At 72.1% G+C, this 10,598-nt stretch carries 11 protein-coding genes; 5 read left to right on the top strand and 6 right to left on the bottom strand.

Annotated elements, in window-relative coordinates; translation table 11 throughout:
• The 5 genes from ADK41_RS30260 to ADK41_RS30240 all read right to left on the bottom strand — a co-directional run.
• Positions 1 to 1,089: cytochrome c oxidase subunit I (locus ADK41_RS30260; protein WP_209438656.1), on the bottom strand; the 1,089-nt coding region annotated here is incomplete at its 3' end.
• Between the two features lie 124 nt (positions 1,090 to 1,213).
• A complete protein-coding gene (locus ADK41_RS30255) occupies positions 1,214 to 1,753 on the bottom strand; it encodes a hypothetical protein (protein ID WP_051843569.1) in 540 nt (179 codons plus the stop codon).
• 185 nt (positions 1,754 to 1,938) lie between these two features.
• Complete coding sequence (locus ADK41_RS30250; protein WP_030835247.1) at positions 1,939 to 2,553, bottom strand: GNAT family N-acetyltransferase; 615 nt, start codon at positions 2,551 to 2,553, stop codon at positions 1,939 to 1,941.
• A 194-nt stretch (positions 2,554 to 2,747) separates the two neighbouring features.
• Entirely contained in the window at positions 2,748 to 3,803 is a 1,056-nt protein-coding gene (locus tag ADK41_RS30245) for a family 2 encapsulin nanocompartment cargo protein polyprenyl transferase (RefSeq protein WP_234319094.1), read from the bottom strand.
• A 190-nt stretch (positions 3,804 to 3,993) separates the two neighbouring features.
• Positions 3,994 to 5,400, bottom strand: coding sequence for a family 2B encapsulin nanocompartment shell protein (locus ADK41_RS30240; RefSeq protein WP_030835233.1), 1,407 nt, complete (start codon positions 5,398 to 5,400; stop codon positions 3,994 to 3,996).
• Positions 5,401 to 5,707: 307 nt separating this feature from the next.
• On the opposite strand from ADK41_RS30240, the gene ADK41_RS30235 reads away from it, so the two are divergent.
• From ADK41_RS30235 to ADK41_RS30225, 3 genes are all read left to right on the top strand, one after another.
• A complete protein-coding gene (locus tag ADK41_RS30235; RefSeq protein ID WP_037805219.1) occupies positions 5,708 to 6,286 on the top strand; it encodes an N-acetylmuramoyl-L-alanine amidase in 579 nt (192 codons plus the stop codon).
• A gap of 137 nt (positions 6,287 to 6,423) precedes the next feature.
• Complete coding sequence (locus ADK41_RS30230) at positions 6,424 to 6,849, top strand: DUF6010 family protein (RefSeq protein WP_030835228.1); 426 nt, start codon at positions 6,424 to 6,426, stop codon at positions 6,847 to 6,849.
• Positions 6,846 to 7,766, top strand: a complete 921-nt coding sequence (locus ADK41_RS30225; RefSeq protein WP_030835225.1) for a 1-aminocyclopropane-1-carboxylate deaminase/D-cysteine desulfhydrase — start codon at positions 6,846 to 6,848, stop codon at positions 7,764 to 7,766. The genes ADK41_RS30230 and ADK41_RS30225 overlap by 4 nt, the downstream gene beginning before the upstream one ends.
• A 229-nt stretch (positions 7,767 to 7,995) precedes the next feature.
• Here ADK41_RS30225 and ADK41_RS30220 read toward each other — a convergent pair whose 3' ends face one another.
• Positions 7,996 to 9,588, bottom strand: a complete 1,593-nt coding sequence (locus tag ADK41_RS30220; RefSeq protein WP_030835222.1) for a Na+/H+ antiporter — start codon at positions 9,586 to 9,588, stop codon at positions 7,996 to 7,998.
• A 60-nt stretch (positions 9,589 to 9,648) separates the two neighbouring features.
• Here ADK41_RS30220 and ADK41_RS30215 point away from each other — a divergent pair, with 60 nt between their 5' ends.
• On the top strand, positions 9,649 to 9,909 hold the full coding sequence (locus tag ADK41_RS30215; RefSeq protein ID WP_030835219.1) for a UBP-type zinc finger domain-containing protein: 261 nt from the start codon (positions 9,649 to 9,651) through the stop codon (positions 9,907 to 9,909).
• 258 nt (positions 9,910 to 10,167) lie between these two features.
• Positions 10,168 to 10,581, top strand: a complete 414-nt coding sequence (locus tag ADK41_RS30210; RefSeq protein ID WP_003973726.1) for an anti-sigma regulatory factor — start codon at positions 10,168 to 10,170, stop codon at positions 10,579 to 10,581.
• Positions 10,582 to 10,598 lie beyond the last annotated feature (17 nt).

Raw genomic sequence — 10,598 nt, 5'->3', positions numbered from 1 at the left:
CGAGCCCTTCCACATGGTGCCGATCCAGTTGAAGAACTTCACACCGGTGGGCACCGCGATCAGGAACGTCATGAAGGAGAAGAACGGCAGCAGCACACCACCGGTGACGTACATGTGGTGCGCCCACACCGTCACCGACAGACCCGCGATCGCGATGGTCGCGCCGATCAGGCCCATGTAGCCGAACATCGGCTTGCGGGAGAAGACCGGGATCACCTCGGAGACGATGCCGAAGAACGGCAGCGCCAGGATGTACACCTCGGGATGGCCGAAGAACCAGAACAGGTGCTGCCACAACAGCGCCCCGCCGTGGGCCGAGTCGAAGATGTGACTGCCGAATTTCCGGTCGCACTCCAGCGCGAACAGCGCCGCCGCCAGCACGGGGAACACGATCAGCACCAGCAGGGCCGTCAGCAGCAGCACGTTCCAGGTGAAGATCGGCATGCGGAACATCGTCATGCCGGGCGCGCGCATGCAGATGATCGTGGTGATGAAGTTGACCGCGCCCAGGATCGAGCCGAAGCCGGACAGGGCCACGCCCATGATCCACAGGTCGGCCCCGATCCCCGGCGAGTAGACCTCGTTGGACAGCGGTGCGTACAGGAACCAGCCGAAGTCGGCGGCTCCTCCCGGAGTGAGGAAACCGGCGGCGGCGATCGAGGAGCCGAACAGGAACAACCAGAAGGCCAGCATGTTCAGCCGCGGGAACGCCACGTCGGGCGCGCCGATCTGCAGCGGCATGATCCAGTTGGCGAAGCCGGTGAACAGCGGCATCGCGAACATCAGCAGCATGATCGAGCCGTGCATCGTGAACGCCTGGTTGAACTGCTCGTTCGACATGATCTGCAGACCCGGTCGGGCGAGCTCCGCGCGCATCATCAGCGCCATGACGCCGCCGACGACGAAGAACACGAACGCGCTGACCAGGTACAGCGTGCCGATCTTCTTGTGGTCGGTGGTGGTCAGCCAGTCCACCCACGCGGCCCGGCGCACCGCGGGCGCCCCTGCGGCGGTCCCTTCGGGCGGCGGTACCGGACGGGGCCGTGCGTCCTCCGCGGCTTCGACCTTCTCCATGCGTATCTCGTCCACCGGACGTCTTCCTCCCCAGGCTGTTTCGCGCGCCCATGATCGACGGCGGGGAGAGGGCTCCGCATGGGTCGAAGGGTCCCTGCGAGGGTCCCCGGGCAGGGGCCGATGGTCCCTGTTCCCGCCGTCAGCCCTCCGTGCGGACGGCGGGCAGCGCTTCCCGGGCGGCCCCCTCGGGCCACACGATCTCCACCGGGAGACCTCGGGCCCGCGCGTAGGTCACCAGGTGGGCGGTGGCGTCGCGGCCGTTGGACGGGGACCCGTCCCAGACGGCCAGCAGGAGGCCGCTGCGGGCGACGAGCCGTTCGTCCGCGCCGACGCAGGAGTCGCGGTCCACCGGGTCGTAGGCCAGCAGGCGCACCTCGTCGGCGAGGGTCAGCAGCTCGCCGGCCGCCATCCGGTCCCGCCGGGGCGGCATGGCGGGCACGCCGACGCGCGTGGGGATCACCACGGCCAGTGGGCACCCCGACGCCCGCGCGGCCCGGCCGGACGCCAGTGGCGTTCCCGCGCCGGTGCGCACCATGGCCACGGCCGGAACGGGCAGCCGCGCCAGCCGGGTCCGCAGCGCGGACTCCACCAGCAGGAGCGTGTCCGGGGTCAGGTCGGCGTGCCCCACCACCGCGATGTGCCCGCCCCTCGTGCCGTCGTCGCCCGCCGTTGTCCTCATCCCGCCCCCGCCGGCCTCGTCGTCCGACACCCGCCGGATCCCTCGGTACGGCCGGCGGGCGCTGTCCGCGGGCCAGTGAAGTCCGGGCGCACGCCGGCGGCCAGGGCCGAACGTCCCTTTCGAGGTCCCGGACCCGACGGCGGTCGGCCGCGCGCTCCGTCGGTCCGCCGCTCCCGGCCGGTCCGTCAGCCGGTCGTGCGGGGTTCGCGCCACATGGGCCACATGTACGGGCCGTCCGGAAGGGCCAGGGGCTCACCGGACGCCTCGAAGCCGAGGCGCCGGTACAGCAGGGCGCTGCGCTCGCTGCTCGCCTCCAGGTACGCCGCCAGCCCCTCCCGGTCGCAACGGTCGAGGACGGAGCCGATCAGCGCGGTACCGAGCCCTTCGCCCTGACGGCCCGGCGCCACGCCGATCATCCACAGGTACTCGTGGGCCCGTCCCGAGGGGTGGATGTCCGCGGTGAGCCGGCCGATCAGCTCCACGCGCTCGTTGTCCGGGTCGACCGCCCGGCGCATCCGCGCGAAACCGTCGTCGTCCGGCTGCTCCTCGCCGTGCTCGGGCTTGCCCGCCGGTACGGACATCCAGAGGGCGCACGCCGAGCCGTCCTCGGTGAGGTCGACACGTCCTTCGGCGAGCACGACGTCGGTGAAGGCGGCCATGAGCCGGTGGTGCGTCGTACGACGGTACTCCTCGCCGGGGAAGACCCACCCGCTGACCGGGTCGTCCTGGAACGCCTCGTCCAGAAGCCGGACCACCAGCTCCCGGTCTCCGTCCCCAGCCGTCCGGATCGCCACGCCCATGTCCACCCCTTCAGCTCAACTGTCTTCTCACGTAAGGGTGTTGAGCGTAGTGGGGCCGCCGGGGCGGGGAGGGCGGGCCCCGCACATCGTGGGGAAGTGCGGGACCCGCCGGACCGGAGCCACGGTGCCGTGCGGGGCAAAAGGAGCCGCACGGCACCGGTGGCCCCGGGTCCGGGGAGACGGCCGGTGGGCCGTCAGGTGGTGCGCCGTGTCACGAACTCGGCCAGGGCCAGCAGTCCGCCCGCCGCCTCCGGATCGGGCACCGCGCGGGCCACTTCCTGCATCGCCCGGGCCATCCGGTCGGCCGCCTGGGTCTGCGCCCAGTCCCGGCCACCCGCCCGTTCCACGGCCAGCGCGATCTCCTCCAGGTCGTCCTCCTCGTCATGCGGGGTCGCGTACACGGCGGCGAGTTCCGCGGCCTCCGGGGTGCCGGAGGTGAGCGCGGCGACCACCGGCAGTGACTTCTTGCGGGCGGCCAGATCCGCGCCGACCGGTTTGCCGGTGCGCCGCGGGTCGCCCCATATGCCGATCACGTCGTCGATGAGCTGGAAGGCCAGTCCCGCCTCCCGGCCGAACGCGTCCAGTGCGGCCACGTCCGCGTCCCCGGCGTCCGCGTACAGCGCCCCGATCGCGCAGGCGCAGCCGAGCAGCGCCCCGGTCTTGGCCTCGGCCATGGCCAGCGTCTCGGCGAGGGTGACCTCGTCGGGACCCCGCTGCTCCATGGCCGTGTCCGCGTGCTGCCCCGCGCACAGCTCGATCACGCAGTCCGCGAGCCGGGCCGCCGCCGCCGAGGCCGCCGGATGGGGGTCCTCGGCGAGCAGCCGCAGGGCGAGCGCCTGGAGTGCGTCCCCGGCGAGGATCGCGTCGGCGTCCCCGAACACCGCCCAGGCGGTGGGCCGGTGACGGCGGGTGGCGTCCCGGTCCATCACGTCGTCGTGCAACAGCGTGAAGTTGTGGACCAGTTCCACGGCGGCCGCCGCCCGTACGGCGGCCGCCCGGGCCATGGGCCCGCCCAGGGCGGAGGCCGCGGCGAGCACCAGGGCGGGACGGATCGCTTTGCCGGAGCCACCCCCTGCCGGGGTGCCGTCCGCCTGCTCCCAGCCGAAGTGGTAGAGCGCGACGCGGCGCATCGGGCCGGGCAGCGAACCGATGGCGGCCCGCAGCGCCGGGTCGACCGCGACCCGCGCCCGCTCCAGCAGCGTCGTCGCCTCGTGCCCGTCGCCGGGCCGCTGCTCCGGCACCGCCGGCATCCCGGTCGCGCTCTCCGTGGCAAGCCCCGTCTTCGGCTCCGTGATGGACTCCGTCATCGGCTTCCCCCTGGGACCGACTCGGTGGAGGAGCGGAGGGATGGCTCTTCCGCACCCGTCGAGCGCGTACCTCCGAGGTGTACCCGCCCTGACGGGCGGGGACACGGCGCGCGGGGCGGGAGCCGGCGGCAGGTCATCGCCAACGGCCGATCTCGACGTTCTCCAGGACGCCGAGCGCGTCCGGTACCAGGACCGCGGCCGAGTAGTAGGCCGTGACCAGGTACTTGATGATGGCTTGTTCGTTGATGCCCATGAACCGCACGGACAGGCTCGGCTCGATCTCGTCGGGGATGCCGGCGGCCCGCAGCCCGATGACGCCCTGGTCCTCCTCACCGGTGCGCAGGGCGATGATGGAGGTCGTCCGGGCTTCGGTCACCGGGATCTTGTTGCACGGGTAGATGGGCACTCCCCGCCAGGTGGGGATGCGGTTGCCGCCCATGTCGATGGTCTCGGGGACGAGTCCCCGCTTGTTGAGCTCACGGCCGAACGCGGCGATCGCGCGCGGGTGGGCGAGGAGCAGCCTGGTCCCGCGCCGCCTGCTGAGCAGTTCGTCCATGTCGTCGGGGCCCGGCACGCCGTTGTGCGGCTGGATCCGCTGGTCGTACTCGCAGTTGTGGAGCAGGCCGAAGTCGCGGTTGTTGACGAGTTCGTGCTCCTGGCGTTCCTTCAGTGCCTCGACGGTCAGCCGGATCTGCTGCTCCGTCTGGTTCATGGGCTGGTTGTAGAGGTCGGCCACGCGGGTGTGGATGCGCAGCACGGTCTGGGCGACGCTGAGTTCGTACTCGCGCGGCCTGGCCTCGTAGTCGACGAAGGTGTGCGGGATGTCCGGCTCTCCGCTGTGACCGGCCGCGAGGTCGATCTCCTTCTCGCCGTATTTGTTGGTGCGCTGCCCCGGGAGCGTGAGCCGCCGGCGGAGGTGTTCGCGCAGGGTGTCCGACCGCTCGGCGACCTGCTCGACGGCCTCGCGCGGCAGCACGAGCACGGTGCAGGCGGTGAGGGTGCGGGCGGTGTACTCCCAGATGGCGTCCTCGCCCAGCAGCGCCTGTTCACCGAAGTAGGCGCCGTCGGCGAGGACCCCGAGGGATTCGTCCTCGCCGTAGGGACCGGTGCCGACCCGCTCCACCCTGCCGTGCGCCAGCAGGTACACCTCGTCGGCCGGACTGCCGAAGGAGGCGATGACCTGACCGGCCTCGATCTCCCGTTGCCGGCAGCGGGCGGCCAGCTCGGTCAGCACCTCCTCGTCCTCGTACGACCGCAGCACCGGCAGTTCGCCCAGTTCCGCGGGGATGATCTCGACGCGGTCGCCGGTCTTCACGAACGTCATCCGGCCATCGCCCACGGCGTAGGTCAGCCGCCGGTTGACGCGGTACGTACCGCCCTGCACGTCGACCCAGGGCAGCATGCGCAGCAGCCAGCGCGAGCTGATCTCCTGCATCTGCGGCACGGACTTGGTCGTGGTGGCCAGGTTCCGCGCGGCCGCCGTACCGAGGCTCTGCTGCTGCCTGGCCTGCTCCGAACGGACCTCTTCGCCTACCGACATAGAGAATTGCCCTCCCCGATGGTGATCCCTCGCCCGGCCGCGCCGGGCGGGACGTTGCGCGACCAAGCCTTCCTCACCCAGCGTGCGCGCACCATTACCCGATCGAGCGGGATTGGATCTTGGGAGGGATGGGCACACATGGAGCGCCCGTTCGGCGGCGCCGTACCGGCAGGAGGCTGTCCGGATCGACTCGCACAGGTGACGGACGAGTAGTTGAATCCGCTCCTTTTCGGTATAGGCCCGGTAGCGAGCGGCTGCGGAAGGCGGCCGCCGCCCGGAACGAAGGAGGGCGGTCATGGCCCCACCCATGTCCGCGAGCGCGTTCCTGCGCGCTTTGAAGGCGGAGGGTCTCACGGTCGTCGAGGTCGGCGACTGGCGCCACCACAACCGCAACCACAAGGGCCCGTGGGGGCCCGTCCACGGCGTGATGATCCACCACACGGTGACCAGGGGCAGCGCCCGCACGGTCGACATCTGCCGCAGGGGCTACGAGGGTCTGCCCGGACCCCTGTGCCACGGCGTCGTCACCAAGGACGGCCGGGTCCACCTCGTCGGCTACGGCCGGGCCAACCACGCCGGGCTCGGCGACGACGACGTGCTCCGCGCGGTGATCGCCGAGAGGGGGCTGCCGAAGGACAACGAGGCGAACACCGACGGCAACCGGCACTTCTACGGCTTCGAGTGCGAGAACCTCGGCGACGGCGAGGACCCCTGGCCGGCTGCCCAGCTGGAGGCCGTCGAGAGGGCCGCGGCCGCCGTGTGCCGCCATCACGGCTGGAACGAGCGGTCGGTGATCGGGCACAAGGAGTGGCAGCCGGGGAAGGTGGACCCGCGCGGGTTCACGATGGGCTCGATGAGGAAACGGATCGGCGACCGGCTGAAGTGACGCGCGGGCGCGACGGCGCACGGCCTGGCCGGCCGGCGACAACCCGTTGGAACCTGTCGCTCGCCCCCCTGGGGCCCGTGGCGGTCCGCTCCTAGCGTGGTGAGCCGTCCCTGACGGTCCCAGGAGAAGGTCTCACCATGCAGTACGTCGCCCCGGTCGGCATCGGTGTCCTCTACGCCCTGCTGATGTCCCTCGCCCGTGAACCGCACCGGCGGCGCCTGAACGCCCTCATGGTCGCCGGTGCGGGCGCCGCCTACCTCAGCGGCGGCGGGCTGGGCGGCTGGGAGTTCGCCTTCACGGCGCTGGTCACCTATGTCGCGTTCCGCGGCCTGGACTCCTGGACGTTCATCGGCGTCGGCTGGCTGCTGCACACCGCGTGGGACGTCGTCCACCACGTCAAGGGCAACCCCATCATCCCGTTCGCCCACACGTCGTCCCTGGGCTGCGCGATCTGCGACCCGGTGATCGCGCTGTGGTGCCTGCGGGGCGGCCCCTCCCTGATCGGCATGGTCCGGGACCGCGGCCGAAGCCGCGAGGAGCCGCGGGCGACAATGGCCCGGTGACCGGCTCCGACGACCCCGACCCCCGCGACCCCCTCGCGGACCTGCGCCCCCGGCTGCCCTCCCCGCTGCGGGAGGCCGCGGACGGGCGGTTCGAGCGGCGCGGGGTGCGGCTGCTGCTGAAACGGGACGATCTGATCCACCCGGAGCTGGTCGGCAACAAGTGGCGCAAGCTCGCCCCGAACCTCGACGAGGCGGCCGGGCGGACCGTGCTCACCTTCGGCGGCGCGTACTCCAACCACCTGCGGGCCACGGCCGCCGCCGGCCGGCTGCTCGGCCTGCGCACGGTCGGCGTGGTGCGCGGCCAGGAACTCGCCGACCGCCCGCTCAATCCCTCGCTGGCCCGGTGCGCGGCCGACGGGATGCGGCTGCACTTCGTCGACCGGTCGACGTACCGCCGCAAGACCGAGCCGGAGACCCTGGCGGCCGTGCTGCGCGCGGCGGACGCCGAGGACGCGTACGTCGTGCCCGAGGGCGGCAGCAACCCCGCCGCCGTGCGCGGCTGCCGGGCGCTCGGGGAGGAGCTGGCCGGCCGGGCGGACGTGGTGGCGGTGGCCTGCGGCACCGGCGGCACGCTGGCCGGACTGGCCGCCGGGCTCGGCTGCGGGACGCGCGCGCTGGGCATACCCGTACTCAAGGGCGGCTTCCTGGCCGAGGACGTGCGGACCCTGCAGAGCGAGGCGTTCGGCGGCCCGCGCGGCGACTGGAGCCTCGACGACCGCTTCCACTTCGGCGGCTACGCCCGCGTCCCCCCGGAACTCGACGCGTTCGCCGAGGACTTCCAGCACCGCCACGGCGTCCCGGTCGAACGCCTCTATGTCGCCAAGTTGCTCTACGCTCTTGTCGCCCTGGTGGACGACGACGCGTTCCCGCGCGGGAGCACGGTCGCCGCGGTGATCACCGGGCGCCCCTTCCCCTAGGGGTGTCGTTCGGATCAGGTCGGCTCCGGTGCGCGGTGCCTCGCCGCCGGACCGAGCGGGGCCCGGCGCCGTGCGTCACGAGGCGGAGGAGGACGCCGGGGCGGACCCTGACGACCGACGACGACACGGCGGTGGGCCCCTCCCGCGTGAGCGAAGCCGAGCGTGGGGAGCGGTGCCGGCCCCCGCGCCCCCGCGCCCCCGCGCCCCCGACAGGATCCGAACGACACCCCTAGGTCGTCTCCCGGAACGCCGCCGCCTCCTCCAGGTCCAGTCGGCGCAGCAGCGTGCGCAGCATCTCGTCGTCGATGTGGCGGCCGTCGCGCAGTCGGACGAACATCTCGCGTTCCGCGCTGATCATCTCCCGTGACAGCCGCCGGTAGGTGTCGTCCACCGACTCCCCGGTGACCGGGTTGACCTGCCCGAGCCGTTCCCAGACGGCGTTGCGGCGGCGTTCCAGGACGGTGCGCAGGCGTTCGGCGAGCGGTGCGGGCAGGGTGTTGCGCTCGTCGGCCAGGAGTTCGTCCAGGCGCTGCTCGGCGACCCGGGACGCCTGCGCCTGGGCGTTGGCCTCGGCCAGGGTCTCGGCCCGCGCGTCGCGCCCGGGGAGCTTCAGCACCCGGATCAGCGGGGGCAGCGTCAGCCCCTGCACGACCAGGGTGCCGATGACGGTGGTGAAGGTCAGGAAGAGCAGCAGGTTGCGCTGCGGGAAGTCCTCGTTCCCGGCGGTGACCGGGATCGAGAAGGCGATGGCCAGCGAGACCACGCCCCGCATCCCGGCCCACGCGATGACGAATGGCGCCTTCCAGCCGGGCCTCCCCTCGCGCTCCCCGACCTTCGCGGACAGCATCGGCGGCAGCCAGGTCGCCGGGTACACCCAGAGGAACCGGACGACGACGACCACCGCGAAGACGGCGACCGCGTACCAGGCGGCGTCGACGCCCTCGTACGCGCCGAGCCCTCTCAGGACGACGGGCAGTTGCAGTCCGATCAGCGCGAACACCGCGGACTCCAGGACGAACGCGACCATCTTCCAGACCGCTTCCTCCTGGAGGCGGGTGGCGAAGTCGACCTCCCACGCGCGGTGCCCCAGGTAGAGGGCGACGACCACCACGGCGATGACGCCGGAGGCGTGCACCTGCTCGGCGGCGGCGTACGCGGCGAACGGGATCAGCAGCGAGAGCGTGTTCTGCAGCAGCGCCTCCTTCACGTGGATGCGCAGCCAGTGCAGCGGCGCCATCAGCACCAGGCCGACCACCAGCCCGCCGACCGCCGCGAGCAGGAACTCGCCGACTCCCCCGGCCCAGGTCGCGCCCTCGCCGACCGCGGCCGCCAGGGCCACCCGGAACGCGGTGATCGCGGTGGCGTCGTTCAGCAGGGACTCGCCCTGGAGGATGGTGGTGATCCGGGACGGCAGGCCCACCCGGCGTGCCACCGCCGTCGCCGCCACCGCGTCCGGCGGGGCCACCACGGCGCCGAACACCAGCGCCGCGGTCAGCGGCAGGCCCGGCACGATCAGGTACAGGACCCAGCCGACGGCGAACGTCGCGAACAGCACGTACCCCACCGACAGCAGCGCCACCGGCCGCAGTTGCGCCCGCAGGTCGAGGTAGGAGCTGTCGGTGGCCGCCGTGTGCAGCAGCGGGGGCAGGACGAGCGGCAGGACGATGTGCGGGTCGAGCGTGTACTCGGGCACGCCGGGGACGTAGCTGACCGCCAGTCCGGCGGCGACCAGCAGCAGCGGTGGCGGCACCGGGGTGCGCCGGCCGGCCGCGGCGATCGCGGCGCTGCCCGCCACCAGCAACAGCAGCGGCATCACATCCATGTCCGGCCCACCCTCGTTTTTCCGCGCGGCTTCCCGCACGGGCGTCGTAATCTGGCAATCATGAAACAGTGCACGCACGTCGAGGCGCTGCCGCACCCGGAACCCGTCCCGCTCGGCGAGACGTGTCCGGAGTGCCTGCGGGACGGCACCGATCCGGTGCAGCTGCGCCTCTGTCTCACCTGTGGTCACGTCGGGTGCTGCGACTCCTCGCCGAAGCGGCACGCCACGGAGCACCACAGGGAAACCGGCCACCCCGTGATGCGGACCCATGAGCCCGGCGAGGACTGGCGCTGGTGCTTCGTCGACCATGTACTCGTGTGACCCGGCGTGACCCCGGTGCCGGACGGTTCGACCGTCTGACGTCTGGGTACGTCAATGCGGCGCGCGCTCTTCCCATTTGGGAGCCGCAGACCCCTAGCCACGGAGCGTATTCATAGTTTTACTATGAGTGACGGCACATGGGTCGGGGTCCCGGGGACAGGACCGTCGAGAGCGCGATAGCGTCACCGCTGAACCACGTAGCGCGTTACCCGGGGGCGAACCAGGCCCTGAAACGCTTGTACCACCTTGGAGGTGAGGGTGTCCCAGATCGCAGGCGAGCCCGCGACCCAGGACTTCGTGGAAGTCCGGCTGCCGGCCGCGGGAGCCTACCTGTCGGTGCTGCGTACGGCCACGGCCGGCCTCGCGGCCCGTTTGGACTTCACCCTCGACGAGATCGAGGACCTGCGCATCGCGGTCGACGAGGCCTGCGCGATCCTGCTCCAGCAGGCCGTGCCGGGTTCGGTGCTCAGCTGTGTCTTCCGGCTCGTCGACGACTCGCTCGAGGTGACCGTCTCGGCGCCTACCACGGACGGTCACGCCCCTTCGAGGGACACCTTCGCCTGGACCGTCCTGTCCGCGCTCGCGGGCAAGGTCTCCTCCGCGGTGGACGAGGACAAGACCGTGTCGATCAGCCTCTACAAACAGCGCGGCGCGGGACCCGGGCCGACGTGAGGAGCGAGGACGGGCCG

The organism is Streptomyces caelestis, from assembly GCF_001279005.1.
Taxonomy (GTDB): Bacteria; Actinomycetota; Actinomycetes; order Streptomycetales; family Streptomycetaceae; genus Streptomyces; species Streptomyces heliomycini.
This window is presented reverse-complemented; position numbering and strand designations above follow the sequence as displayed.

Bases quoted from the DNA above. Each gene is read 5' to 3' on its own strand.
- ADK41_RS30255 (WP_051843569.1), bottom strand. From the start codon at position 1,753: ATGAGGACAACGGCGGGCGACGACGGCACGAGGGGCGGGCACATCGCG.
- ADK41_RS30250 (WP_030835247.1), bottom strand. From the start codon at position 2,553: ATGGGCGTGGCGATCCGGACGGCTGGGGACGGAGACCGGGAGCTGGTG.
- ADK41_RS30245 (WP_234319094.1), bottom strand. From the start codon at position 3,803: ATGCCGGCGGTGCCGGAGCAGCGGCCCGGCGACGGGCACGAGGCGACG.
- ADK41_RS30240 (WP_030835233.1), bottom strand. From the start codon at position 5,400: ATGTCGGTAGGCGAAGAGGTCCGTTCGGAGCAGGCCAGGCAGCAGCAG.
- ADK41_RS30235 (WP_037805219.1), top strand. From the start codon at position 5,708: ATGTCCGCGAGCGCGTTCCTGCGCGCTTTGAAGGCGGAGGGTCTCACG.
- ADK41_RS30230 (WP_030835228.1), top strand. From the start codon at position 6,424: ATGCAGTACGTCGCCCCGGTCGGCATCGGTGTCCTCTACGCCCTGCTG.
- ADK41_RS30220 (WP_030835222.1), bottom strand. From the start codon at position 9,588: ATGGATGTGATGCCGCTGCTGTTGCTGGTGGCGGGCAGCGCCGCGATC.
- ADK41_RS30215 (WP_030835219.1), top strand. From the start codon at position 9,649: ATGAAACAGTGCACGCACGTCGAGGCGCTGCCGCACCCGGAACCCGTC.